Source organism: Streptomyces sp. NPDC003032 (assembly GCF_053591415.1).
The window spans coordinates 134798-158043 of the sequence record NZ_JBSFTT010000022.1 but is presented as its reverse complement, the minus strand read 5'-3'; the positions used below and the strand labels follow the sequence as shown (position 1 = coordinate 158043).

24 protein-coding genes are annotated in these 23246 nt (G+C 71.2%); 3 read left to right on the top strand and 21 right to left on the bottom strand.

The features are described 5' to 3' along the window. Positions 1 to 115: 115 nt before the first annotated feature. The 6 genes from ACWDZ7_RS28120 to ACWDZ7_RS28095 all read right to left on the bottom strand — a co-directional run bounded on the left by ACWDZ7_RS28120 (position 116) and on the right by ACWDZ7_RS28095 (position 6143). Positions 116 to 787, bottom strand: a complete 672-nt coding sequence (locus ACWDZ7_RS28120) for a response regulator (RefSeq protein WP_451800748.1) — start codon at positions 785 to 787, stop codon at positions 116 to 118. Continuing rightward, on the bottom strand, positions 784 to 2061 hold the full coding sequence (locus tag ACWDZ7_RS28115) for a sensor histidine kinase (protein WP_451800747.1): 1278 nt from the start codon (positions 2059 to 2061) through the stop codon (positions 784 to 786). The genes ACWDZ7_RS28120 and ACWDZ7_RS28115 overlap by 4 nt, the downstream gene beginning before the upstream one ends. Before the next feature lie 33 nt (positions 2062 to 2094). Continuing rightward, entirely contained in the window at positions 2095 to 2898 is an 804-nt protein-coding gene (locus tag ACWDZ7_RS28110) for an ABC transporter permease (RefSeq protein WP_451800746.1), read from the bottom strand. Beyond that, on the bottom strand, positions 2895 to 3833 hold the full coding sequence (locus tag ACWDZ7_RS28105; RefSeq protein WP_451800744.1) for an ATP-binding cassette domain-containing protein: 939 nt from the start codon (positions 3831 to 3833) through the stop codon (positions 2895 to 2897). The genes ACWDZ7_RS28110 and ACWDZ7_RS28105 overlap by 4 nt, the downstream gene beginning before the upstream one ends. 149 nt (positions 3834 to 3982) lie before the next feature. Then, entirely contained in the window at positions 3983 to 4579 is a 597-nt protein-coding gene (locus tag ACWDZ7_RS28100; protein WP_451800743.1) for an NADPH-dependent FMN reductase, read from the bottom strand. A gap of 28 nt (positions 4580 to 4607) precedes the next feature. Next, the gene (locus ACWDZ7_RS28095) at positions 4608 to 6143 is read right to left on the bottom strand and encodes an MFS transporter (RefSeq protein ID WP_451800741.1); all 1536 of its coding nucleotides are present in this window, start codon (positions 6141 to 6143) and stop codon (positions 4608 to 4610) included. A 104-nt stretch (positions 6144 to 6247) separates the two neighbouring features. On the opposite strand from ACWDZ7_RS28095, the gene ACWDZ7_RS28090 reads away from it, so the two are divergent. Continuing rightward, positions 6248 to 6901: a TetR/AcrR family transcriptional regulator gene (locus ACWDZ7_RS28090; protein WP_451800739.1), complete on the top strand. Its 654-nt coding sequence runs from the start codon at positions 6248 to 6250 to the stop codon at positions 6899 to 6901. 278 nt (positions 6902 to 7179) lie between these two features. Here the strand turns inward: ACWDZ7_RS28090 and ACWDZ7_RS28085 are convergent, their stop codons facing one another. Beyond that, positions 7180 to 8169, bottom strand: coding sequence for a helix-turn-helix transcriptional regulator (locus ACWDZ7_RS28085; protein ID WP_451800738.1), 990 nt, complete (start codon positions 8167 to 8169; stop codon positions 7180 to 7182). Between the two features lie 78 nt (positions 8170 to 8247). Here ACWDZ7_RS28085 and ACWDZ7_RS28080 point away from each other — a divergent pair, with 78 nt between their 5' ends. Further along, positions 8248 to 8994, top strand: coding sequence for an SDR family NAD(P)-dependent oxidoreductase (locus ACWDZ7_RS28080; protein ID WP_451800736.1), 747 nt, complete (start codon positions 8248 to 8250; stop codon positions 8992 to 8994). Between the two features lie 133 nt (positions 8995 to 9127). Here the strand turns inward: ACWDZ7_RS28080 and ACWDZ7_RS28075 are convergent, their stop codons facing one another. The 9 genes from ACWDZ7_RS28075 to ACWDZ7_RS28035 form a co-directional block, all read right to left on the bottom strand. Further along, on the bottom strand, positions 9128 to 10759 hold the full coding sequence (locus tag ACWDZ7_RS28075; RefSeq protein ID WP_451800734.1) for a type VI secretion protein: 1632 nt from the start codon (positions 10757 to 10759) through the stop codon (positions 9128 to 9130). Then, the gene (locus ACWDZ7_RS28070) at positions 10749 to 12152 is read right to left on the bottom strand and encodes an ATP-binding protein (protein WP_451800733.1); all 1404 of its coding nucleotides are present in this window, start codon (positions 12150 to 12152) and stop codon (positions 10749 to 10751) included. The genes ACWDZ7_RS28075 and ACWDZ7_RS28070 overlap by 11 nt, the downstream gene beginning before the upstream one ends. 46 nt (positions 12153 to 12198) lie before the next feature. Continuing rightward, complete coding sequence (locus ACWDZ7_RS28065; protein ID WP_451800731.1) at positions 12199 to 13758, bottom strand: SCO6880 family protein; 1560 nt, start codon at positions 13756 to 13758, stop codon at positions 12199 to 12201. Continuing rightward, the gene (locus ACWDZ7_RS28060; protein ID WP_451800730.1) at positions 13755 to 15128 is read right to left on the bottom strand and encodes a hypothetical protein; all 1374 of its coding nucleotides are present in this window, start codon (positions 15126 to 15128) and stop codon (positions 13755 to 13757) included. The genes ACWDZ7_RS28065 and ACWDZ7_RS28060 overlap by 4 nt, the downstream gene beginning before the upstream one ends. Beyond that, positions 15118 to 15963 carry a hypothetical protein gene (locus ACWDZ7_RS28055; RefSeq protein ID WP_451800729.1) on the bottom strand — a complete coding sequence of 282 codons (846 nt, stop codon included), beginning with the start codon at positions 15961 to 15963 and terminating at the stop codon, positions 15118 to 15120. The genes ACWDZ7_RS28060 and ACWDZ7_RS28055 overlap by 11 nt, the downstream gene beginning before the upstream one ends. Before the next feature lie 234 nt (positions 15964 to 16197). Next, positions 16198 to 16506, bottom strand: a complete 309-nt coding sequence (locus tag ACWDZ7_RS28050) for a hypothetical protein (protein WP_055570172.1) — start codon at positions 16504 to 16506, stop codon at positions 16198 to 16200. A 229-nt stretch (positions 16507 to 16735) separates the two neighbouring features. After that, positions 16736 to 18445, bottom strand: coding sequence for a hypothetical protein (locus ACWDZ7_RS28045; RefSeq protein ID WP_451800727.1), 1710 nt, complete (start codon positions 18443 to 18445; stop codon positions 16736 to 16738). A gap of 191 nt (positions 18446 to 18636) precedes the next feature. Then, on the bottom strand, positions 18637 to 19344 hold the full coding sequence (locus ACWDZ7_RS28040; protein ID WP_451800726.1) for a DUF4232 domain-containing protein: 708 nt from the start codon (positions 19342 to 19344) through the stop codon (positions 18637 to 18639). Between the two features lie 185 nt (positions 19345 to 19529). Beyond that, positions 19530 to 20204 (bottom strand): hypothetical protein, encoded by a 675-nt coding sequence (locus ACWDZ7_RS28035; RefSeq protein WP_451800724.1) that lies wholly within the window; start codon positions 20202 to 20204, stop codon positions 19530 to 19532. Positions 20205 to 20330: 126 nt separating this feature from the next. On the opposite strand from ACWDZ7_RS28035, the gene ACWDZ7_RS28030 reads away from it, so the two are divergent. Beyond that, positions 20331 to 21308: a hypothetical protein gene (locus ACWDZ7_RS28030; RefSeq protein ID WP_451800723.1), complete on the top strand. Its 978-nt coding sequence runs from the start codon at positions 20331 to 20333 to the stop codon at positions 21306 to 21308. 96 nt (positions 21309 to 21404) lie between these two features. Here ACWDZ7_RS28030 and ACWDZ7_RS28025 read toward each other — a convergent pair whose 3' ends face one another. The 5 genes from ACWDZ7_RS28025 to ACWDZ7_RS28005 are packed head-to-tail and all read right to left on the bottom strand — an operon-like array spanning position 21405 to position 23221. Beyond that, complete coding sequence (locus ACWDZ7_RS28025) at positions 21405 to 21650, bottom strand: DUF397 domain-containing protein (RefSeq protein WP_451800722.1); 246 nt, start codon at positions 21648 to 21650, stop codon at positions 21405 to 21407. Between the two features lie 53 nt (positions 21651 to 21703). After that, complete coding sequence (locus tag ACWDZ7_RS28020) at positions 21704 to 21910, bottom strand: DUF397 domain-containing protein (RefSeq protein WP_451800721.1); 207 nt, start codon at positions 21908 to 21910, stop codon at positions 21704 to 21706. Between the two features lie 11 nt (positions 21911 to 21921). Continuing rightward, positions 21922 to 22131, bottom strand: a complete 210-nt coding sequence (locus ACWDZ7_RS28015; protein ID WP_451800719.1) for a DUF397 domain-containing protein — start codon at positions 22129 to 22131, stop codon at positions 21922 to 21924. 11 nt (positions 22132 to 22142) lie between these two features. After that, a complete protein-coding gene (locus ACWDZ7_RS28010) occupies positions 22143 to 22358 on the bottom strand; it encodes a DUF397 domain-containing protein (RefSeq protein ID WP_451800718.1) in 216 nt (71 codons plus the stop codon). Between the two features lie 11 nt (positions 22359 to 22369). Beyond that, the gene (locus ACWDZ7_RS28005) at positions 22370 to 23221 is read right to left on the bottom strand and encodes a helix-turn-helix domain-containing protein (RefSeq protein ID WP_451800716.1); all 852 of its coding nucleotides are present in this window, start codon (positions 23219 to 23221) and stop codon (positions 22370 to 22372) included. Between the last annotated feature and the right edge of the window lie 25 nt (positions 23222 to 23246).

Genomic DNA, 23246 nt, shown 5'->3' with positions numbered 1-23246 from the left:
AGGGGGGACCCTGTGGGAGAGTAGGACGCCGCCGAACTAATTGTAGAGAAAACCCCCGCACCATTCGGTGCGGGGGTTTTCTGCGTTCCGGGGGATTTTCTGCCTCCATGTGCGTTTACGCCGGGTTCACCAATTTCGTGTCGTACGCGAGAATCACCGCCTGCACCCTGTCCCTCGCCCCCGTCTTCGCGAGGATGCGGCCCACGTGGGTTTTCACCGTGGATTCCGCGAGGTGGAGCCGGGCCGCGATCTCCGTGTTCGTCCAGCCCTGGCCGATCACTGTCAGGATTTCCCGTTCTCGGTGAGTGAGGGAGGCGAGGCGCGGGTGGTCCGCCGGGTCGGCGGGAGAGGAGCCGGCCGACGGGAGGTGGTCCGCGTAGGTGTCGAGGAGGCGGCGGGTCAGGCTCGGGGCCACCACCGCGTCGCCCGAGGCGACCGCGCGGATTCCGGAGAGGAGTTCCTCGGGCAGGGCGTCCTTGATGAGGAAGCCGGAGGCGCCCGCGCGCAGACCGTCGTACGCGTACTCGTCGAGGTCGAACGTCGTGAGGATGAGGACGCGGGTGCGGTCGCCCGACGCGACGATGCGGCGGGTGGCCTCGATGCCGTCCAGGCCCGGCATGCGGATGTCCATGAGGACCACGTCCGGGTGGAGTTCGGCGGTCATGCGGATGGCCTCGCTGCCGTTGCCGGCCTCGCCGGCCACCGCCATGTCGTCCTGGCTCTCCAGGAGCATCCGGAAGCCGAAGCGCTGCATGGGCTGGTCGTCGACGATGAGCACGGTCGTCACGGTGTTTCGTCGTCCTTCGGGAGGTGGAGGTGGACCCGCCACCCACCCGGCGGGTCGGGGAGCGGCCCTGCCTCAAGTGTGCCGTCGTACAGGGAAGTTCGCTCGCGCATTCCTGTCAGACCGCGGCCCTTGACGGAGACCGGGGTGCCATCCGAGCCCGAGCCCGAGCCCGTGCACGAGCGCGTGCCCGTGCCCGTGTCTGTGACCTCCACCGTGACGCCGCGCTCGGAGTAGGAGACGTCGACGGAGGCGGTCGCGTGCGGACCGCCGTGCTTGAGGGTGTTGGTGAGGGCTTCCTGGACGACGCGGTAGACGGTGAGTTGGCGGCCCGCGGGGACCGAGTCGGGGCGGCCGCGCACGGTGCTGCGTACGGGGAGGCCCGCGGCCCGTACGCCGTCGATGAGTTGGTCCAGGTCGGTCAGGGCGGGCTGCGGGGAGCGTTCGGCCGTGGCGGGGGCGTCTTCGCGCAGCACGTCCAGGAGGCGGCGGAGTTCGGAGAGGGCCTGGCGGCTCGTCGTGCCGATGGCTTCGAGGGCTTGGGCGGCGCGCTCGGGGGACTTGGCGGCGGCGTACGAACCGCCGTCCGCGAGACCGGTGATGACGGAGAGGTTGTGGCCGATGATGTCGTGCATCTCGCGGGCTATGCGGGTGCGTTCGGCGGCCGTGGCGAGCTGGGCCTGCTGGTCGCGCTCGACCTCCAGCTGGCGGGCGCGGTCCACGAGGGCCTGGGTGTGGTCCTGGCGGGAGCGGACGGCTATGCCCGCGAGCGCGACGACCACGAAGGACCAGACCTGCGGGACGATCAGCTCGTCCCAGCTGTTCTCGGGGTAGGCGACGACGCAGACCGTCATGGGGGCAACGGTCATCGCGGCGGCCCTGCCCAGGGTTTTCAGGGGCAGCCGCAGCGCGATGTTGAAGACCACGATGAACTGGATCAGGGCAGCTTGCAGCCAGGCGCCCGTCCAGTTGCTGACCGCGGTCGTCGCCGTCATCACCGCCAGCACCGCCAGCGGATGGCGGCGGCGCCACAGCAACGGCGCGGAGAGGGCCACGCTCATCAGGAGGATCTGCCCCTGCGGTACCTCGGAGTTGGCCGCGGTGCTGCGCCAGCCGCCGCCGGTGCCGTCCGTGAGGGCGGCGATCACGAAGAACGCCGTCATGTGCACGTCCCAGACCAGCGGGTGGCGCCTGTCGAAGGCGCGTACCCGCTGGGTCGAGCGCTGGAGGTACTGGGTGAGGGGGTGCGGCTCGGTCACGGCCTCATCCTCGGTCACGGCGCTGCCGTGGGACCAGGGACCCGATGCCCGTCATACGTCCCGCCGCTTGAGCAGCACGGACGCCGCGGCGATGATCGCGGCCGACCAGAGGGCGAGCGTGAGCAGGGCGGTGCCGGGGGCGATGGTGTTCTCCACCCGGGCCACCGAGCCGAGCGAACTGGCCGCCTGGGCGGGGAAGTAGCGGATGGCACTCTCCACGGCGCTGAACGGCAGCATCGACAGGACCTCGGGCAGGATCAGCACGCAGCCGACGAACGCGCCGATGGCGCCGGGCACGGAGCGCAGCAGGGCGCCGAGGCCGAGCGCGATGAGGCTGAGCAGGGTGATGGCGGCGGCGCTGGTGGTGAGGGCGCCGAGGACGCCGACGTCGGTGAGGGAGAGTTCCTTGTCGGTGTCGGAGAGCCAGATCTGGGCGGTGAGGAACGTGACGACGTTCGTCACGAGGCACACCGTGAAGGCGACGGCCGTGAAGATGCCGGCCTTGGACCACAGGACGGGCAGGCGGTGCGGGACGGCGGCGAGCGACGCCCGGATCATGCCCGTCGAGTACTCGCCCGCGGTGACGAGGATGCCGAGGACGGCGAGGCAGATCTGGGAGAGCTGGGTGCCGAAGAGGGTGAAGACGACCGTGTCGATCTCGGCGTCGTCCCCGTCGTAGGTGGAGCCCATCGTGATGCCGACGGCGATGACCAGGGCGGACGCCGTGAGGAGCGTGATCCATGTCGAGCGGAGCGTCCACAGTTTGTGCCACTCGGAGCGCAGGACGCCCTTGGTGCTCAGGCGGTACGTGGACGTGGCGGCGGGCCTGGCCTGGGTCAGCGTGCCGGTGCTCATGCCGTGGCTCCTTCCGGGTGAGGGGCGGTCGTCGAGGCGACGTACTCGACGGAGTCGCGGGTGAGGTCCATGAACGCCTGCTCCAACGACGCGGCGTGCGGGGTGAGTTCGAAGAGCGGGATGCCGTGGGCGGCGGCGGTGCGGCCGATGTGCTCGGCGTCGGTGCCGCGTACGTCGAGGACGCCGGGGGCGCTGCCGGTGATCTCGATGCCGGGCCCGGCGAGCCGTTCGGTCAGGTGGCCTGCCTCGGGGGTGACGACCTTGACGGCGCCGGTGCCCGACTCGCGTACGAAGCGTTCGACGGTGGTGTCGGCGAGGAGCCTGCCGCGGCCGATGATGATCAGGTGCTCGGCGGTCAGCGCCATCTCGCTCATGAGGTGCGAGGAGACGAGGACCGTACGGCCTTCGGCGGCGAGGGACTTGAGGAGGTTGCGGATCCACAGGACGCCCTCGGGGTCGAGGCCGTTGACCGGTTCGTCGAGGATGACCGTGGCGGGGTCGCCGAGCAGGGCGGCCGCGATGCCGAGGCGCTGGCCCATGCCGAGGGAGAAGCCCTTGACGCGTCTGCGGGCGACCTCGTCGATGCCGGCGAGCCGGAGGACCGCTTCGACGCGGCTCTTCGGGATGGAGTGCGTGTGGGCGAGCGCCATCAGGTGGTGGAAGGCGGTGCGGCCCGGGTGGACGGAGCGGGCTTCGAGGAGGGCGCCCACTTCGTGCAGGGGCGCGGGGTGCTCCGCGTAGGTGCGGTCGCCGATGGTGGCGCGGCCGCGGGTGGGGGCGTCGAGGCCGAGGAGCATCCGCATGGTGGTGGATTTGCCCGCGCCGTTGGGGCCGAGGAAGCCGGTGACCGTGCCGGGGAGGACCTCGAAGCCGAGGTCGTCGACGACGGTCTTGTCTCCGTAGCGTTTGGTCAGTCCGTATGCCCTTATCGTCATGCCTTCGATGCTGGTGTGCGCGGGGTCGCGGATCGTCGGACCGGGGGCGGGACGTGGGGGCCGCGGGTAGTACCGGGGTACGACGGCGACCCTGAGACCGGGGGCGCCCCTTCCCGGGTTCCCGGGCCGGGCGCCCCCTCTCGCGGTGCTCAGCGGTACGGGTGCTCCGCGCGGGCGGTGCGCAGGGCCTTCGCCCACCAGGCCAGCTGGTCCAGCATGACCTTGGCGGCACCGGCCGCGCCGTCCTCCTCGTGGGCACGGCCGCCCGCACCGAAGTGGTCCCAGGCGCCGTGGAAACTGACGCCGTCGCGGACGGTCACGCAGTGCAGCTCGGCGAAGACCAGGCGGAGCTGTTCGACGGCGCGCAGGCCGCCGCCGACCCCGCCGTAGGAGACAAAGCCGACCGGCTTGGCCTCCCACTCCGTGCGGTGCAGGTCGATGAAGTGCTTCAGGGCGGCCGGGAAGCTGTGGTTGTACTCCGGGGTGATGACGACGTACGCGTCGGCTGCGTCCACGCGCTCGGCGAGCGCGGTGAGGGCGGGGGTGCGTTCGGTCCCCCAGTCCGGGTGCGCGGCGGGCAGTTCGAGGTCGGCGACGTCGATGACGTCGACGGTGAACCCGGTGTGGCGCTCGGCGATGGCGGTGAACCAGCCGCCGACGGTGGGGCCGAAGCGGCCGTCGCGGGTGGAGCCGACGACGACGGCGAGGCGCAGGGGCGTGGTGGAGGTGTTCGGGGTGGTGGACATGTCGTACTCCTCAGAAGTGGATGTTGTTCTACGCGTGGTCGGCGGCCGGCTGATGGGTGCGGCCGGTATGGGAGTCGGGGGCGGTCTTCGGTGCTCCGGTCGTACGCGTCCGGGGGCGCAGCAGCGTGTGGACGAGGAGCGCGAGGCCGGTGCTCAGGCCCGCCACGGACCAGAGCGTGGTCCGCCAGGCCTCGGTGAACTGGCCGGCGTGGCCACCGGCGCCCGCCGTGACGCGGCCCGCCAGCTCCGCCGAGCCGACCTTGGACTCCACGAGGGCGAGCAGCAGCGCTCCGAAGACGGTGAGCATGACGGCGCCGGTGCCGCCGCGGACGGTGTTGAGGAACCCGGAGGCCATGCCGACCTTCGCGGGCTCGACCATGCCGAGCGCCTGGGCGTCGATGATGCCGACGGACAGACCCTGGCCGACGCCGATGGTCAGCAGGGGCCCCGCGAGGGCGGCCGCGGAGATGCCGGGGTGCAGGGTGGTCAGCCAGGCGTTGCCCGCGGCGGCCAGGAGCAGGGACAGGACGAGCACGTGGCGGGCCGGGACGCCGCGGTTGACCAGGCGGGCGCCGAGCGGAGGCAGTGCGAGGACCGGGACGGTCATCAGGAGCAGGGCCAGGCCCGCGTCGCGTGCCGTGGTGCCGCTGGTGCCCTGGAGGTAGGTGGGCAGGAAGGCGAGGACGCCGGTGGTGCCCGCGCCGAGCCCGAAGGCGCCGATGGACCAGCCGAGGAAGGCGGGGTCGCGGGCCAGCGAGAGATCGAGGACGGGGCGTCCGCCCGAGGCCGCGAGGTGCTTCTCGACGCGTACGAAGGTGATGAGCAGCGCGAGACCTGCCGCGAGCGGAAGGAGCGTACTGGCCGATCCCCAGCCGGACTTGGAGCCCTGCGTGATGGAGAAGAGGGTCAGCGAGAGGCCGCCGATGAAGGTGACGGCGCCGGCCTTGTCGACGCGCGGCGGGGTGTCGGCGCGGGACTCGGCGAGGAAGCGGGTGCCGGCGAGGATGACGAGGCCCGCGCCGGCGAAGGCCAGGAACGTGGTGCGCCAGCCGAGTCCGTCCACCATCCAGCCGGAGAAGGTGGGGCCGATGGCGAGGCCGACGCCCGCGGTGGTGCCGAGGGCGGCGAACGCCCTGGTCCTGGAGGGGCCGGTGGAGGTGGCGGCGAGCAGGGAGCCGCCGCTCGCCATGACGCCCGCCGCGCCGATGCCCGACAGCAGGCGGGCGGCGTCCAGGAACAGGATGTGGTGGGCGAAGGCGGAGGCCAGGGTGCCCGCGGCGTAGAGCGTGGCGCCCGCGGTGAGGACGCGGCGGCGGCCGAAGATGTCGCCGAGCGAGCCCGCGACGAGCATGAAGGAGGAGGCGGCGAGGAAGTAGCCGACGACCACCCACTGGAGGGCGACGCCCGACGCGTTCAGGTCGGAGCCGATGCGGGGCAGGGCCACGGTGGTGCCGGACATCGCCATCGGGAGCGTGAGCATGCCGAGCAGGACGACGGCGAGGGTGAGGGCGGGACGGCCCCGGCGCGTGGCGGGCGGGGCCTGCGGAGCGGTCTCGGTAGGCATGCGAGTAAAGTACAACGAGCGTTGTAGTAATTACAACGGTCATTGTAATTTTTCGGGAGAGGTGGAGAGAGGTGGGGAGAGGCGAGATGCGAGGGAGAGGCAAGATGGCGGACGAGAAGCCCCTGCGCAAGGGGATGCTGGAGAAGCGTCAGGCGATCACACGAGGCGCCCGCACCGTCTTCGGGCGCGAGGGCTACACGCGCGCGAGCATCGACGCGATCGCCGCCGAGGCCGGCGTGTCCACGCGCACCATCTACAACCACTTCGGCGACAAGGAGGGCCTCTTCCGTGCCGTGCTCCTGGAGAGCGCGGCGTCGGTGACGGCCGCCACGGAGGTGCTCTTCGAGCGGCATCTGCGCAAGGTCCGCGACATCGAGGAGGACCTTCTCGACTTCGCCCGCGAGTGGGTCGGGCAGAGCGAGGCGCACCCCGGGCACTTCTCCGTCGTACGCCAGATCATCCCGGAAGGGCGGCGGCTGCCCGCCGACGTCCTGGAGGAGTGGCAGCGGATCGGCCCCAGGGCGTCCCAGGAGGCCCTGGCGAAGTGGCTGGCGGAGCTGGGCCGGCAGGGGCTGCTCGCCGTCGACGACACGAACGCGCGCAAGGCGGCGCGGCACCTCGCGTTCCTGGTGGGCGGCGGCATCACGACCGAGTCGTACTTCGGGGCGCTGCCGCTGGACAAGGCGGAGGTGGAGGAGCTCGTGCGGGACGGGGTGGGGATCTTCCTGCGGTTGTACGGGGTGGAGGGGCGGGCTTAGGGCGGGGGCGCCCGTCGGATACGCGAGCCCGGCGGGTGGCTGGAGCCGGGGCCGGGGCCGGGGCCGGAGCCGGGGCCGGAGCCGGGATCAGGGCGTGGGCTATGGCGTGGGCCACGGCCACGGCACGGGCTATGGCGTGAGCTATGGCGACGCGGGCTTAGGGCGGGGCCGCCCGGCGGATACGCGAGCCCGGCGGGTGGCTGGAGCCGGGGCCAGGGTCAGGGCCGGAGCCGGAGCCGGGATCAGGGCCGGAGCCGGGGCCGGGATCAGGGCGTGGGCTATGGCGTGGGGTGGAGTGTGGGGTCGGAGTGGGCTATCAGGTAGCCGAGTTGGGCGCGGGAGCGGGAGCCCAGGGCTTGGGAGATCGCGGCCACATGGGCCGCGACCGTACGCCGTGACACCCCGAGGCGCCGCGCGATCGCGTCGTCCGTGAGGCCCGAGACGAGCAGCTGCATCACCGCGCGGCGGACCTCGTCGACGATCTGCGGTTCGCGGGAACGCGCTCCGGCGCGGGCGCGGGCCGCGTCCGGCTCGGCCACCGGCCGTGCCCGCTCCCACGCGTCGTCGAAGACCGCGGCGAGGTGCGCCACCACCGCGGGGTGCCGGATCTCCACGGCGCCCCTGCCGAGGAGGTAGGCGACGGCCCGGTCGCACAGGATCAGGCGGCCGGTCAGCTGCTGCAGCGTGCGGACCCGGCCGCCCGCCCGCTCGATGTCCTGGAGGTGCCGCCACTGCGCGGCGTGCGTGCGGGCCGCGTGCGGGTACAGGGCGCGGTGCGTGACGCCCGCCGGGACGAGCTGTGGGTCCGCGAGGTCGTGGGGCCCGCGCTCGCCCGTCGGCTGGACGGTCAGCAGCTCGGAGCGGCAGTCGCGGACGGCCCGCTCCAGGAGGGCGGGCACGGCGTCGGCTCCGTCGACGGCCGTCAGCCAGTCCTCGGACTCGCGCCGGGCGGCGCGGTAGATCGCGTGGACCGGCGAGAACCCGGAGCTGATGGACCTCAGCCGGTCCTGCTGGGCGTCGAGCGAGTCCCGTACGGGCTGGAGCAGTTCGGACTCCGCGACATTGGGCGACACGGGAACGAGGACGTCCGGGTCGTCCGGCGGCGGCGTCAGGAGTCCCAGTCGTACGAGGCAGTGGGGCGCCGTCGCTCGCGGCAGGCAGCCCTTGACGACCGCGGCGCGGTAGCGGACCAGGCCCTCGGAGCAGGGGGCCGCCGCGGTGTCGGCGCACCGGCAGCCGGTCGCCGGGGCCTGTGCGTCAACGTGCATCGCACGATTATGCACCGGGTTTTCGAAGGTGTGGGTGGGATGTGGCTGTGAGGGTGGTGGGCAGGGAGCTTTTCCCGCTTGCGAATCGAAGGAATGATGCATGTGAATCTCTCCGGCAGCACGGTCGTCATCACCGGCGCGGGCGGCGGCATCGGCCTCGCCACCGCCGAACTCGTCGCGCGGCGCGGGGCCCGCGTCGTCCTCACCGACCGCGGTGCGGACGTGGTGCGGGCGCAGGCCGAACGGATCAGCGAACTGACCGGTTCCGAAGCTGAGTTCCGCGAGCTGGACGTCACCGACGGGGCCGCCGTGGAGGAGGTCATGGGGTCGGTCGGCACCATCGACCACCTCTTCACGTGCGCGTCCGGCAGCGTGATCGCGCCCTTCGGGGAGCTGACGGAGGCGCAGGTGCGGCGGTTCTTCGAGGTCAAGTGGTGGGGGCAGTACCGGTGTGTGCGGGCCGCGCTGCCGTACATGCCGAGCGGAACGGGGTCGGTCACGCTCGTCTCGGGGTATCTGTACCGGAAGGTCGACCCCGGGTACTTCGCCTTCGCCGCCGTCAACGGCGCCGTCGAAGCCGCGGTGAAATCCCTGGCCATGGAGCTGGCGCCGCTGCGCGTCAACGCGGTCGCGCCGGGCCCGACCGATACGCACGCGCATCTCATGAGCCCCGAGGAGCACCGCGCCTACCGGGAGGAGGCCGCGGGGCGGCTGCCGGTGGGGCGGCCCGGGACGGCGGAGGAGGTCGCGCACGCGGCGGCTTATCTGATGGAGAACTCGTTCACTACGGGGACGACGCTGGATGTGGACGGGGGTAAGCGTTGAGGCCCGGGGGGTGGGGTGGGGTGGGGCGGTTCTCGGCCGTCCGGTCGTTGAGAGCGGTAGGCCAGCGCGGTACAGAGCGGTAGGCCAGCGCGGTACAGAGCGATAGGCCAGCGCGGTAGGCCAGCGCGGTGGGTCAGACCGGTAGTTCGCTGTTCGGCCAGCGGGATCTGCCCTGTTCGCGTGAGCGGAGCAGGGCCAGAGTGGGCAGGCCCAGGTCGGTGCCCGTCGCGAGCAGGTCGGGAAGCTGGGGCAGGGGGGCCACCGCGGCGGCGTCGTCCAGGACGAGCGTCATTGGTGGGTCGAGCCGACCGGAGGATGACCGTTCGGCCATGCGCCGGCCGTGCTCGACCACGCTGGAGGTGAGCGCCGTCAGCAGAGGCATGGCACCCGGGCCCTGGCGGGACTTGGGATCCTCGATCGCCTCGCCCACCACAAAAAGCGTGCCCCCTTCATGCACAAAGGAATCCAGGGTCAGCGCATCAGTTCGGTTTGGTGTGCAGGACTCACGGACGTGCACCGTGAAGAGCGCGGAGAGGGCGCGGGCCGTCAGCTCCTGGGCGACGTCGCGTCGCTCCGCGTACGCGGTCAGGGCCGCCTCCAGCTCGCCCGCGGCGCCGGACGCGGCCTTGGGGTGCGTACGGAGGATGCGTACCGCCTCCTGGACCTGGGTGCCCTGGGACCAGCGGTGGACGTTCTTCATCGGCTTGTCGGCCACCGCGGCGGCGTGCAGGAAGCTGCGCATCAGGATCTCCGCCGTGTCGGCCACGGCGGCGTCCAGCCGGGCGCTCGGCCGTATCGGAGCGAGGAGCGCGGCGGCGCGCCGGGCGGCCGTCGCCTTGTCCTGGCAGCCGGAGGTGGGGGACCAGTGCAGGCGGGCGGGGGTGTCGCAGAGGTGGAGGGGGTCGTAGAGGAGGACCGGGCCCAGCTTGGCGCGGGCGTCCTTCGTCTCTTCCCACAGGGTGGGGTCGGAGGTCAGGACCAAGGCGGCGGCCTCGGCGTCCTGGACGGCCTTCAGGGCGTGGGGTCTTCTCGTCTCCGGGGTGCCGAGGATCAGGGGGGTTCGGGGGGTGGGGAGGGGGTACGAGGGGGACTCCGTGGGTCTCTCGGGGGGCGTGACCGGGATGTCCGCGATCTGCGCGCGAGGCCCCTCGGGGGGCGTGAGCGGGGTATTCGGGCCGGTCTCCGCGCCTCCGGCGCGAGGCCCCTCGGGGGGCGTGACCGGGGTACTCGTGCCGATCTCCGCGCCTCCGGCGCGGGTTTCCCACCCACTCGCCCGTGCGGGCCCGTCCGCCCCTGGTGCGCCTTCGGCGCGAGTCTCCCAGCCGCCCGGCCGCACAGACCCGCTCGCTCCCGACACACCGCCCGCGCGCGCCGCCCTCCGTACCGCCCGCCATCTCGCCGCCGTGCCCATCACGAAGATGGTCAGTACGAGCACCACCATCAGCTGACCGATGAACAGCCCCCAGAACAGCCCGTACCCCGAAAGCTCCGCAGGCGGTGTGTCGGGCCAGGCGCCCGCCAGGTCCTTGGGGGCGCCGATCAAGTGACGTACCGCCAGCGGCGTATGGCCGAAGGTCACGTGCTGCGGCCAGGCCCCCTGCGCGAAACGCGCCGCGAGACCCGTCGCCGACCAGACGAGGACCGTCGAGCCCAGCAGGAAACCGAGCACGCCCAGCAGCAGCCCGTCCGGTACGCCCCCGGCCCCCGCACGCCGTTCGGGGCCACGCCCATAGGAAGAGCCGCCCCGCTCCCAGTCATCCCGCATGCTGCTCCATGTACGCCGCCCGCTGCTCCGCCTCCAGCTCGGCCGCCCGCATCGCCTCGTCGGCCGACATACCGGCGGCGGCGAGGTCGGACGACGACTCGGTCATGGCGCGGTCCGTGAAGACCAGCGGCCGTTCCGTCTCCGTGATGAGGTGCTTGACGACCTGGACGTTGCCGTTGACGTCCCAGACCGCGATGCCCGGCGTGAGGGTGGGGATGATCTCCACCGCCCACCTGGGCAGCCCGAGCACCCGCCCGGTGGCCCGCGCCTCGTCGGCCTTCTGGGCGTAGATCGTCCGCGTGGACGCCATTTTCAGGATCGCCGCCGCCTCCTTCGCCGCCGCACCGTCCACCACGTCGCTCAGGTGGTGCACCACCGCCACGAACGACAGGCCAAGGCGTCGGCCGAACTTCAGCAGGCGCTGGAACAGCTGCGCCACGAACGGCGAGTTGATGATGTGCCACGCCTCCTCCACCAGGAAGATGCGCTTCTTGCGGTCGGGCCGGATCCACGTGTGTTCGAGCCAGACGCCCACGATCGCCATCAGGATCGGCATCGCGATGGAGTTCCGGTCGATGTGGGAGAGGTCGAAGACGATCAGGGGGGCGTCGAGATCGATGCCGACCGTCGTCGGGCCGTCGAACATCCCCCGCAGGTCACCGTCGACCAGCCGGTCCAGGACCAGCGCCACGTCCAGGCCCCACGCCCGTACGTCGTCTATGGCCACGTTCATCGCCTCGGCCGACTCGGGCTCCGGGTGGCGCAGCTGCTCCACGATGTCCATCAGGACCGGCTGCCGCTCCACGATCGTCTCGTTGACGTACGCGTGTGCGACTTTGAGCGCGAAGCCCGAGCGCTCGTCGAGGCCGTGGCCCATCGCGACCTCGATGATGGTCCGCAAGAGCGCCAGCTGGCCCGTCGTCGTGATCGCGGGGTCCAGCGGGTTGAGGCGGATGCCCATGTCCAGGGCGGCCGTCGGGTCGAGCCGGATGGGAGTTATCCCCAGCTCCTGCGCGATGAGGTTCCACTCGCCGACGCCGTCCTCGCCCTGCGCGTCCAGGACCACGACCTGCCGGTCCTTGAAGCGCAGCTGCCGCAGTACGTACGTCTTCTCCAGCGCCGACTTGCCGTTGCCGGACTCGCCGAGCACCAGCCAGTGCGGCGCGGGCAGCTGCTGCCCGTACAGCTGGAAGGGGTCGTAGATGTAACCCTTGCCGGAGTACACCTCACGCCCGATGATCACGCCCGAGTCGCCGAGGCCCGGCGCGGCCGTCGGGAGGTAGACCGCCTGGGCCTGCCCCGTCGACGTACGCACCGGAAGCCTGGTCGTCTCGACCTTCCCGAAGAGGAAGGACGTGAAGGCGTCCGTGAGGACGGTCAGCGGATCCCGCATCGCAACAGCCTGCCTCTACGTCGATACCGTCTAGCGCTCACGCGCTCTAGCGTCGGATGCCGGTCGCGAACGGCAGCGTGTTGACGAAGGCCCTGTGGTGCTCGCGGTCGCACCACTCCAGCTTGAGATACGACTTGCCGGCGGAGGCGCGGATGGTGCGCTTGTCGCGCGCGAGCGCCTCCGGGGAACGGGACGACACCGTGATGTAGCCGACGAGGTTGACGCCCGCCGCGCCGCTCGCCAGGTCCTCGCCGCGCTGGTCGAGACGGGAGTGCGAGGCGATGTCGCGGGGGTCGACCGTGCGGTTCATCTTGGCCTGGCGGCTGGCCTCCGCCTCGTCGTTCGTCTTCTCGGTCAGCATCCGCTCGATGGCGACCTCGGTGGGTTCGAGGTCCATCGTCACGGCCACCGTGCGGATCACGTCCGGGGTGTGGACGAGCAGCGGCGCGAGGAAGTTGACGCCGACGGGCGTCATCGGCCACTCCTTCACCCAGGCCGTGGCGTGGCACCAGGGGGCGCGGGTGGAGGACTCGCGGGTCTTGGCCTGGAGGTAGGTGGGCTCCATGGCGTCGAGCTCGGCGGGCCAGGCGTTGCGCTTCGTCATCGCCTGGAGGTGGTCGATGGGGTGGTCCGGGTCGTACATGGAGTGCACGAGCGAGGCCAGGCGGCCCTGGCCGAGCGGTTGCCGTACGCGGATGTCGGCTTCCTGGAGCCGCGAGCAGATGTCGGTCAGCTCACGGGCCATGACGACGGCGAGACCGGCGTCCTTGTCGAGCCTCCGGCCGCCCTGCGGACGGGCCGCGCGGGCCATCGCCTGCGCCTCGGCGGCCAGGTCGCGGGAGTAGTGCATGCAGGCGACGAGGTAGGCGCGGTGCTGTTCACTGCTGGTCGACACCATCGACTGGAGCTGGTCGTACGACTCCTGGAGCCACGGCAGCGCGCGGTCGTCGCCGCGCGTGCTGACGTCCTTGGCGTGGGCGTCGGGGTCGGCGGGGAGGGTGCGGGCGAGCATCTGGAGACGGGTGACGAAGCCGTCGCCGTTGGCGACGTGCTTCAGCAGCGTCCCGAACCGGTCCACGAGGGCCTCCTGGTCCTCGCTGTCACGCAGTCCGACGCCGGGACCCTCGATCTCGATGGCGGCGGTGACGGTGCGCCGGTCCGCGTGGAGCAGTACGGCGATCTCGTCCGGGCCGAAGGGCGCGGCGAGCCAGTTGATGCGGCCGATGCCGGGTGGCGGCCCGACCTCGACCTCGCGGCCGTCGATCCTGACCCCGGCCTCCGGGGCGGTGGACCGGTAGGCGGTGCCGCGCTTCAGGGAACGCTTGTAACTGCGGTTGATCTCGAACCATTTGTAGAACGTCCGGCCCTTGTACGGGACGTACACCGCCGCGATGGCGAGCATCGGGAGCCCGGTGAGCAGCACGATGCGCAGGGGGAGGACGGGGACGAGGAGTCCGCACATCATGCCGAGGAACGCCCCCACGATGATCAGGGCGATCTCCCCGGTCTCGCGGTTCTTGCCGACGATCGCGTTCGGCCGGGCGCGGCCGATCAGATACGTGCGGCGGGGCGCGACCGGCTGGGACACGTGGGACTGGGTCGTCAACGCCCTTCACCTCCCGTGCGGTTGGTACTGCTGGTGCGGGAGCCGCCGCGGTTGCCCGCGTGCGGCGTGTTCGTCGCGCTGCCGCGCGGCGGGGGTGCGGCGGAGGGGACAGATCCGCCGCCGTTCGATGAGCCGCCGCCGGAGGGACGGCCGCTGTGGGCGGCGACGCCGCCGCTGGCGGGGTTGGCGGGCCGGGGCTGGCTGCTCCCGCCGCCACCGCCACCGCCTCCGCCTCCGCCTGAGCCGTTGCCCCGGCTGCTGTGGGCCTTGATGCCCTGGGAGACGAGGGAGGCGGGGGAGCTGATCACGGCGGCGGCCTTGCTCTCGGCGCCGCGCATGATGCGGTTGTTGCGGGAGCCGGCGATCTCGTCGCCGAAGCCCGGTACGAAGCGGTAGATCATGGCGCTCGCGAAGATGGCGAGCAGGATGATCGAGAGCCCCGAGACGACGGCGGAGAACGCGTCGGGCCCGTCGTCGGCGGAGAGCGCCCCGGCGAGACCGAGCACGATGACGATGATCGGTTTGACGAGGATGACGGCGATCATGATGCCCGCCCAGCGGCGGACGTGCGACCACAGGTTCTTGTCGACGAGGCCCGCGTACACGACGGTGCCGAGGAGCGCTCCTACGTACAGGAGCGCCGCCCTGATCACCAGCTCCAGCCAGAGCACGCCGGCGGCGAGGATCGACACGAGCGAGACGACGATCAGCATGATCGGGCCGCCGCCGATGTCCTCGCCCTTCTTCAGGGCGCCCGAGAACGTCCCGAAGAACTGGTCCGTCTGACCGCCCGTCGCCTTCGCGATGACGTCCGAGACGCCGTCGGTCGCCGAGACGACGGTGTAGAGGATCAGCGGTGTGAAGGCGGAGGCGAGCACGGTGAGCCACAGGAACCCGATGGCCTCGGAGATCGCGGTCGTCAGCGGCACGCCGCGCACGGCCCTCTTCGCCACGGCGAGCAGCCACAGGAGGAGGGTGAGGATGGTGGACGCCGCGAAGACGACGGCGTACTGCTGGAGGAACTTGGGGTTCGTGAAGTCGACGTTGGCCGTCTCCTTCACGGCGTCGGACAGCTTGTCGACGGTCCAGGAGGCGGCTTCGGCGCAGCCCTTTGCCAGGGAGCTGAGGGGGTCGAGGGAGTCACCCAGGGGTGGGTCGCTGGGGTACTTTCCCTCGCTGCTGCTGCCTCCGCCTTCTTCGCCTTTTTCGCAGTACTTTTTGGCGGGGCCGCGGATGAGGTCGCAGGAGTTGTCGGAAGGCTGCGGGTCCGGTGCCGCTACGGCGTGGGTGGCCAGCAGCACGGCTGCCGTCTGCACTGTGGTGAAGGCAGCGGCGAGCGTGAGGGTGCGGCGACGGGTGCTACCGGGCATAAGTGAACCCTCCGAACTGCTCCACTGCCTTTGCCATATCGTCGGCAGTGGACGCCCTCTGGTCGCGCCCGACCGGGACAGGGCCGTCCTTTTGCCTGAAGTCGGCGACCTTCCAGTCACCGCCGACCCACCGCAGCTCGTACGTGTTGGTGAACCAGCTCTCGGCCACGGGGTTCTTGGCGCTCTCGCCGGCCAGGCCGAAGAGGGACGAGTACCAGATCTCGACGCTCGCGCTGTCACCGCTGAACTTCTTGACCTGGGTGCCCACCGGAATGATGCGGGAGACGAACTTCGTGTCCTTGGGCGCCGACCCGTCAGGGTTCAGACCGATGCTGGTCAGGAACTTCTCCCCCGAGTAGACCTTGTCCAGGGCTGCCTGACGCTTTGCCGCCTCGTCGGGGGTGTAGACGGCGTCCACGATGCCGTGGCGCTGGTCCTTGTCGAACATCTCGGCGGAGCCGAGCGCGACCGCGTAGTTCGCCGCCGCGCTCTGCGCCCCCTGCTCATCATGAGCGAACCCCGAAGGGATGCCCGCGGTCTTGCCGTCGACCGGCCTCTTCCCCGAAGGGGCCGTCGACGTCGCGTCCGGCTTCGCGGCGTCGTCGCCCCCCGCCGAACCACTCTCACCGCCCCGATTGGCGAAGGCGATCGCCGCGATCAGCAGGACCACGACGCCGACCACCGTCACCAGGCTGCGGGAGGACGTCCGCCCGGTCCGGGCGGATCTGCGCGCGCCGCCGTAGACGTCGTCGCCACCCTCCCCCTCGGGAAGCCGCGTCCTGGTCTCTCCCGAGCCGCCGAAGAGGCCGTCGTTCCGCTCGTCGTCGGGACTCATGCCGCGACCGCCCCCTCAACCTCTCGCTGAACCGTCACGTAGGACACGTATGACGGTAGCCGTGCTGGTTCCCGCGCGGGCGCGGTGTGGTGACTCGACATCAGGGAGTTGCAACCTCAGCCGGTGGGCACGACGGACGGGTGGGGAGAGGGGACATGGGGGAGGGGGACAAGGGGCGTGGGGGTTGAGGGGGGCTGGGGGAGGCTGGGGGGCTGGGGACGTGTGGGAGGGCCGTCAGACCGCCATGCCGTACACGATGGTGAACAGCGTGCCGAGCGAACCGATGATGAAGACGCCGGTCAGCCCCGCGATGATCAGGCCCTTGCCCTGTTCCGCGCTGAAGGTGTCCCGCAGCGCCGTCGCGCCGATGCGTTGCTTCGCCGCGCCCCAGATGGCAATGCCGAGACAGAGGAGGATGGCGATCGCCATCACGACCTCGATCATCACGCGTGCCTCGTTGCCCAGGCTCCCGAAGGGACCCCAGTCGGGGGCGATCCCGCCGATGATGGTGGTGATGTCGCCCTTTTCGGCTGCCATAAGCATGTGTAACTCACCGCCCCTAGTGGGTTGTTCCGCCACCTCTGCCTACCTCGGTGCAGAGGACAGCTCATTCTCGCCGACAATCGGGCCCGCGGATGACTCCTTGGCGTCATTCGTTGGCCGACTTCGTGCGTTTCCTCGTGGGTGAGGTCTGGTCACTCTGTGTATCACGCGGTAGGACGCCGGGCAATGACGGCCCGGCGTGCCTCTGACCAGGACTTCTGACCGGGACTCAGCCGAGTCCGAGACCGGCGGTCGCGCGGGTCACGAAGGAGCAGTCGGTGTAGCGGTAGGACGGGCTGAGCCTGGCGCCGTCGGCTCGATCGCGTACGGTGCCCCGCTTGTAGAGGAAGTGGTACTCGCCCGCGGGCAGTCCGAGGGTGGTCTTCGGGTACTTGGTGACGCCCGCCCGGCAGGCCTTGTCGCCCTCGGACTTGCCGGCGAAGATCCGGCAGGACGCGCAGTCCTTGAGCTTGACGCGGCCGGTGGTGGGGCCGGTGTAGAGGAGTTCCAGCTCGCCGGGGCCGAGGTTGGCGAGGATGAACTCGACGTTCCCGCCGCCGGGCGAGCCGGACGGGGGCAGGCGGCGGCCCGCGCTCGGGCGCTCTTCGGCGATCTCGGCGGCGATGGCGACGTCCTTGGCGCGGTCGAGCTTCTTGCTGGAGGGGTACGTCTTGGCGAAGCCGTTCAGGGACGCTGCCGCCTTCGCGAAATGGCCGTCCTCGAACTCGTCCATGCCGCAGGCGTAGACGCCGCGCTCCAGGGCACGGTCGCTGTCACCGCGTACGGCCTCGGCGTCGACCTTGTCACCGGGCAGCGCGGCCGTGGTGGCGGCGATGGCGCGCAGTTCGTCGACGGCGGGGCAGGGGGCGGGGCCCTTGAGCGCGGCCGTGCGGGTGTCGATGGCGTCGCGGAGGGCGGGTTCGACCTTGTCGGCCTGGTCGGAGGCGGGGAAGGTGCGCAGGAGGTCCGTGAGCGGGGCGTCGGCGGCCGAGGAGCGGCCGAGCCCTTCGACGCCGCACTCGTACAGCGAGGTGGCGAGGCGGTCGTCGGGCCAGGTGGCGAGGGTGCCGAGGTGGTCCTTGCCGAGGGTGCCGGGGACGGTGCGCAGGTGTTTGAGCGGGGTGACGGCCTCGCAGTACCGCTTCGCGGTGTAGGGGGCGGCGACGGTCTCGTAGTAGGTCGTGAGGCTCTTCGGCAGGCGGTCGGCGGCCTTCGAACCCGGGTGGTCGTCGGCGAGGCCGCGGTAGATGCCCATGGCCTTCTTGTACTTCGTCTCGGCGGCGCCCTCGAAGGGCTGACCGTCGAGGCCCGCGACGATGCGGTCGGCCCTGTCGAGGCGGTCGAGGAGCATCTGCTCGACGGCCTCGTCCCGCGCGCTCTCGTACGCGAAGGCGCCGCCGGAGGGTACGGCGAGCAGTACGACGCCGAGCGCGACGGCCAGCGGTGCGCGCAGCGGCCAGTGGCCCCGGTCGCGGGCGGCCCGGAACGCGCCGTGGGCGGCGGCCAGGAGCAGGAGGGCGACATAGCCGATGAGGATGCCGCCGGGTACGCCGTCGACGTCGGCGGGCAGCGCGAGGAGGAGCAGCGCGGCGGTCGCGCCGCAGCAGAGCAGGGCGAAGAGCCAACGCCGGATGAGGAGGTAGCCGAGGCCGAGGCCGGTGAGGTTGAGGAGGGCGACGGCCAGGGGGCGCAGGGGGCCTTGGTGGGCGGAGCCGGAGGTGTCGGAGGGGCCGTGGGCGTACGGGGCGCCGGTGGGCGGCGGTGGCAGGGGCGGCAGGTGCGTGGACTGGGTGGGTGGCTGTGGGGGCGGGAACGGGAACTGGGGTGCCGACGGCGGTGGCGGTGGCGGCTGGGGCGGGAACGAGGGTGGTGGTCCGAATCGGCCCGGGCTGTCGTTCTCGTCACCGGGCCCGGCGGCATGCTGATCTCTTGGTTCCATATTCTTCGGCTTCCCCCCGGCCGTGACGCCGCGTCATGCCGGACCCGACGGCCGACCGCATAACGCCCGATTTCCCAACCATCGGTGATGGTTGGGTGCACGTCAATCGAGTGGGGAGGGCTTGTGTCCCCTGAGGCCAGAGGGTCTTCCCTTCCCTGGGCCCAGGGGACTTCCCCCACTTCCCCCCGACCTCAGCCCGCGGGGGAGTCGCTGACCTTGCCGACGGGGCCGATGGCCAGCTTCGGGCCGCTGCCCGGTGAGCCCTCACCGCTCACCGGGAGAGAACCGGCGGGCCAGGCGATGGTGACGGTCTTCGTCTCGTTCGGCGGGGTCACCAGGATCTTGGCGACGCGGACGCCGGAGCCGCCGGTGTTGTTGACCGGGAACGTGATGTTGAACGCGGCGGACTCGCCGTCCTTGAGAACCCCGGGGTGGGGCTGGTCGCCGTTGCGGTCGACGGAGAGGGTGTCGCCCGTGGCCGTCTTCAGGTCGACGCCCGCGTAGCCGTTGATGGCGCAGTCGCGGCCACCGCCGTTCCGGAAGCTGACGGTGATGACGCCTTCCGTCTTGCCGGTGGTGTTGTCGGCGGCGGTCACCTCCAGCTCGTCGCTGCGGCAGATGCCGATCTTGCCGTTCTCGTTGGAGCCGGTACCGGCGACGGTGCCTTCACCGCCGCCGTCGCTGTTGTCGCCCCCGCTTTCGCTTCCGCTGTCACCGTCCGTCCCGGACCCGGCGGACCCGGCGGAGTCGCTGGACTCGGCGGACGCGGTCGGCTTCGCGCCGCTCGGCGATCCCCCGGCGTTCGACCCGTCGTCGTTGTTGTTGCAGGCGGTGAGCGCCAGCGCACCGGCCAGCGTGAGTCCGGCGAGCAGGGTCTTCGAGAGGTGCGTGAGCTTCATGGGGTCCCCCGTGAGGTGCGAACTGATGTCGGTACGAGGCCGTGGTTTCCGGCTCGATCAACAGCGAAGCCGTCCCTGGCCGACGGGGGCAAGGAGTGCCGGGGGATCAGGGACGCTGGAACGCTTCCAGGGCTCTGACCTGCGGAGATGACGTACGTATGGGACGCTGGTCCGGGACGGCCCTGTCAGACCCTGGGCGCCCCGTACCACCGCCACTGGGTCCGCCGCTCCCGGTCGGGGAGTTCGCCGCGGCCCGTGGCCCACAGGAGCGTGGCCCAGGGGTCCGTGTCCGTCGGGACGTCGGGGAAGAGGCGGTACAGGACGCGGGCGCAGAGGTCGGCGGGCGGGGACCACGCGTCACCGATGCCGAGTCCGTTCGCTATGTCGTAGGTGTGGACGAGGGTCTCCACCACCCCCATCGCGGCGAAGCCCTCGGGGTCCGAGGCGCCGAAGCCGTGGTGGGAGCGGACGGTCGGCGGGGTGGTGGCGACCATGGCGGTCAGCAGGGCGCCGCACGCCTCCACGACCATGAGCAGCCCCGCCGGTCCGGCAGCGGGGTCGGCGAGGGTGACGTTGGCGGGGCCGCCGGGCGTCCGGCTCACCCAGTGGAAGGGGACGACACCGTCCAGAGGGGGGTGTTCGGGGCCGAGTTGGGCGGCGTACGCGAAGAGGTCGTCGGCGAGGTGCTCGCCCGTCTCCCAGCAGTCCCACTCCAGGCCGCCCGCCTTGGCGCCCCAGTCGGCGTCGTCCGGCGCCGTGCGCAGGGTGGCGACGGCCAGTCGGACTGCGCGGGTGACGTCGTCGGCCGTCACGGGGGCGGTGGGGGACAAGGGGGCTGCTGATTCTCCGGTGTCAGGCATGGCCGGACGGTAGCAACTCACGGGAAGCGCTCTTGTGGCGGTGCCGGGCTGCGGCGACACTCGATCTTTTCCGGGCGGGGGCTTGTCCCGGACAGTCGTGCGGTGGCCGGAAGGGGACAGTCGAGCATGGACAACCAGGGCGGTTCGGGACCCGAGCGGGTCCGCACCGCGGCCGAGTTCGTCGCGCTGCTGCGGCAGATGAAGGAGGCGTCCGGCCTCACGTACCGGGAGTTGGAGCTGCGTGCCACCGAGCGCGGGGACCTGCTGCCCCGGAGCACGGTCGCGGGGGCGCTGTCCCGTGGGGCGTTGCCGAAGGCGGAGCTGGTGGCGGCGTTGGTCCGGGCGTGCGAGGGGGAGGAGCGGGTCGGGGCGTGGCTCGCGGCGCGGGACCGCATCGCCTCGGGCGACCCCGAGCCCTCTCTTCCCCCTCCCTCCGCTGCTGACCTGGCCCCGACCTCAGCCCCCGCCTCTGCCCTTGGCTCCACCCCCACCTCCGTAGGGAAGCGGCCGCGGGCGTTCACCCTGGTTGCCGGCGTGGTCGCTGTCGTGGCCGTCGCGGCGGTCGGCGCGTCGGCGCTGAACGCCTCGGACGAGCCGCGCGATCCCTCGCCCTCCGCCTCCGGGAAGGCGGCGAACGTGCCGTCCGGTGTCGTACAGGTGCAGCCCTTACGGGCGTCCGGCCTCTGCCTCACCGACGGGCGGGACAGGAAAGGGCGGTACGGGAGCCATATCGCGGTGTTCCGGCCGTGCGGGGAGGCGGTGCCGCCGACGACCGAGCTGGAGCCGCTCGGCGGCGGCGTGTACCGCGTCCGCTGGGACCACCCCGAGCACGGCGAGGGCTGCCTCGCCGCCCCGTCGAAGGGCGGGGCGAAGGGGTTCCTGGAGCCGTTCACCGACTGCGGTGCGGCGGCGCGGCTGTCGGTGGAGCGGCGGGGCGGGGCCTATGTGCTGCGGCTCGCGGACGGGCGGTGCGTAGGGCTGAACGGGCGTGCTGTCGCGGGGGTGGAGGCGGTGATCGGGAGGTGCGGTGGCGCGGACGCGCAGCGGTTCGTCGTCGTCCCGGCGAGGGTCCCCCCGAAACACCCCTCGCCGGGCACGGCCTGAGGCTGGCAGTCCGCTGGGGCGCCGGGCAAGGGAAAACCCTGTCCGGGACGGGGATTCCGCTGTCCCGGACAGGGCGGAGGGCGCAGGGGCGTGGCGTCAGTCCTGGCCGACGCCTTCCACGAAGTGGTCGAACTCACCGGCTTGTACGCCGAGCACGAAGGCGTCCCACTTCTTCCTGGTCGTCGTGACGACGTTCTCCGGGTCGCTGGTCTCCCGGAGATAGACGGCGTCGTCCTCGCCGAAGGCGATCTCGATCCAGGGGCCGGGGCCCTGCTCGCCCTCCGGGGCGGCGCGGACCCAGTCGAGGCCGGCGGGAATTTCGGGGCGGGGGGTCTCGGTCACTTTCCGCTTCTTTGGGTGGGGGCCGATGTGGGCACGGGGATATGTGAGTGGCCTCAGGCGGGTTCGGCGCCTGCGGTGCGCTTGGTGTCGCGGATGAGCGCCGCGAGGGCCGCGAAGGCCGCGGGGGCGGCGGTGAGTATTGCTCCGGTGGGGTCGCTGCTTTCGGTCAGATGGACGGTTCCGGATGCGTCTGAAGCGACGTATACGCAGGAATTGCCCTGGGCGCAGTAGGACGACTTCTGCCAGTTCGATTGGGACATTTGGGCTCCCTCTACAGGTCCTGGAGGGCGGGTTCGGCGCCTGCGGTGTGCTTGGTGTCGCGGATGAGCGCCGCGAGGGCCGTGGGGGCGGCGGTGAGTATTGCTCCGGTGGGGTCGCTGCTTTCGGTCAGACGGACGGTGCCGATGGACGTTGCAGCGACGTACACGCACGAGCTGCCCTCGGAGCAGTACGAGGACTTCTGCCAATCCACCTGGGGCATTTGGGCTTCCTCTACAGGTCCTGGAAGGTCGGTTCGGTGCCTGCGGTGTGCTTGGTGTGGCGGATCAGGGCCGCGAAGGCCGTGGGGGCGGCGGTGAGTATTGCTCCGGTGGGGTCGCTGCTTTCCATGAGATGGACGGTGCGGGACGATGCGGCTGCGACGTGGAGGCAGGAGTCTCCCTGCCCGCAGTAGGACGACTTCTGCCACTCATACGTCGGGGCAAGCATGGTGTTCCCTTTCAGAGGTCGCGGATCAGGTTCTGGATGAGGTCGCGTGACCTCGTGTCGTCGAGGGCAACGGATTCCAGTCGGTCGAGGAGAACGCGGTACATCTCCAATTGGGCCTCGGCGTACAGGAATGTGGGGCCATGCGACTGGTCCAGGTGGACCGTGTCCAGCTGGGCGACGTGGCCGCTGGAGTAGAAGAGGGACTGCCCGGATCCGGGAAAGGAGCCTGCGGCGAACGGGATGACCTTGACGGTGATGTGGTCCCGCTCGCTCATGTCTAGCAGGTGTTGCAACTGCCTCTTGGTTACGTCGGGCCCGCCGAACTGCATGCGCAGGGCGGCCTCATGGATGATCGCCTGGTACGGAGTCGGAGGATCGCGGAAGAGGACTGTCTGCCGTTTGATGCGGAACGACACCCGGTGCTCCACATCCGGAGGCGGGAACTCTGGCACGACTTGGAGGAACAGTTCGCGTGCGTGGTCGGCGGTCTGGAGCAGGCCCGGGATGTGCACGGTGATGGCTGTGCGCAGGCGGGTGGCGTGGTGCTCCACCTCGGCTAGGTCCAGCAGCCCGGCGGGCAGTAGCTCGCGGTACTCCTCCCACCAGCCACGCTTACGGTCGCCCGTCATGTCGGCGATGGCTTCGACGAGAGCCTTGTCCGAGCAGGCGTAGTGGCAGGCCAGGGTCCGGACCCGCTCGGCGCTGACGCCGACCCGTCCGGTCTCCATGTTGCTGACCTGCGCCTGCTTCATACCGAGCAGTTGGGACGCCGCAGTCGACGTCAGGCCAGCACGTTCGCGCAACTTGCGCAGCTCGGCGCCGAGGCGGAGTTGACGACCCGTCGGGTTGTTCCGAATGGCCATGCCTGCTGCTCCTGTGCTCTCGCGT

What these genes read in the sequence shown, in the direction of transcription:
- ACWDZ7_RS28110 (WP_451800746.1), bottom strand. Translation starts at nt 2,898, where the DNA reads ATGAGCACCGGCACGCTGACCCAGGCCAGGCCCGCCGCCACGTCCACG.
- ACWDZ7_RS28105 (WP_451800744.1), bottom strand. Translation starts at nt 3,833, where the DNA reads ATGACGATAAGGGCATACGGACTGACCAAACGCTACGGAGACAAGACC.
- ACWDZ7_RS28100 (WP_451800743.1), bottom strand. Translation starts at nt 4,579, where the DNA reads ATGTCCACCACCCCGAACACCTCCACCACGCCCCTGCGCCTCGCCGTC.
- ACWDZ7_RS28095 (WP_451800741.1), bottom strand. Translation starts at nt 6,143, where the DNA reads ATGCCTACCGAGACCGCTCCGCAGGCCCCGCCCGCCACGCGCCGGGGC.
- ACWDZ7_RS28090 (WP_451800739.1), top strand. Translation starts at nt 6,248, where the DNA reads ATGGCGGACGAGAAGCCCCTGCGCAAGGGGATGCTGGAGAAGCGTCAG.
- ACWDZ7_RS28085 (WP_451800738.1), bottom strand. Translation starts at nt 8,169, where the DNA reads ATGCACGTTGACGCACAGGCCCCGGCGACCGGCTGCCGGTGCGCCGAC.
- ACWDZ7_RS28075 (WP_451800734.1), bottom strand. Translation starts at nt 10,759, where the DNA reads ATGCGGGATGACTGGGAGCGGGGCGGCTCTTCCTATGGGCGTGGCCCC.
- ACWDZ7_RS28070 (WP_451800733.1), bottom strand. Translation starts at nt 12,152, where the DNA reads ATGCGGGATCCGCTGACCGTCCTCACGGACGCCTTCACGTCCTTCCTC.
- ACWDZ7_RS28060 (WP_451800730.1), bottom strand. Translation starts at nt 15,128, where the DNA reads ATGCCCGGTAGCACCCGTCGCCGCACCCTCACGCTCGCCGCTGCCTTC.
- ACWDZ7_RS28055 (WP_451800729.1), bottom strand. Translation starts at nt 15,963, where the DNA reads ATGAGTCCCGACGACGAGCGGAACGACGGCCTCTTCGGCGGCTCGGGA.
- ACWDZ7_RS28050 (WP_055570172.1), bottom strand. Translation starts at nt 16,506, where the DNA reads ATGCTTATGGCAGCCGAAAAGGGCGACATCACCACCATCATCGGCGGG.
- ACWDZ7_RS28045 (WP_451800727.1), bottom strand. Translation starts at nt 18,445, where the DNA reads ATGGAACCAAGAGATCAGCATGCCGCCGGGCCCGGTGACGAGAACGAC.
- ACWDZ7_RS28040 (WP_451800726.1), bottom strand. Translation starts at nt 19,344, where the DNA reads ATGAAGCTCACGCACCTCTCGAAGACCCTGCTCGCCGGACTCACGCTG.
- ACWDZ7_RS28035 (WP_451800724.1), bottom strand. Translation starts at nt 20,204, where the DNA reads ATGCCTGACACCGGAGAATCAGCAGCCCCCTTGTCCCCCACCGCCCCC.
- ACWDZ7_RS28030 (WP_451800723.1), top strand. Translation starts at nt 20,331, where the DNA reads ATGGACAACCAGGGCGGTTCGGGACCCGAGCGGGTCCGCACCGCGGCC.
- ACWDZ7_RS28020 (WP_451800721.1), bottom strand. Translation starts at nt 21,910, where the DNA reads ATGTCCCAATCGAACTGGCAGAAGTCGTCCTACTGCGCCCAGGGCAAT.
- ACWDZ7_RS28015 (WP_451800719.1), bottom strand. Translation starts at nt 22,131, where the DNA reads ATGCCCCAGGTGGATTGGCAGAAGTCCTCGTACTGCTCCGAGGGCAGC.
- ACWDZ7_RS28010 (WP_451800718.1), bottom strand. Translation starts at nt 22,358, where the DNA reads ATGCTTGCCCCGACGTATGAGTGGCAGAAGTCGTCCTACTGCGGGCAG.
- ACWDZ7_RS28005 (WP_451800716.1), bottom strand. Translation starts at nt 23,221, where the DNA reads ATGGCCATTCGGAACAACCCGACGGGTCGTCAACTCCGCCTCGGCGCC.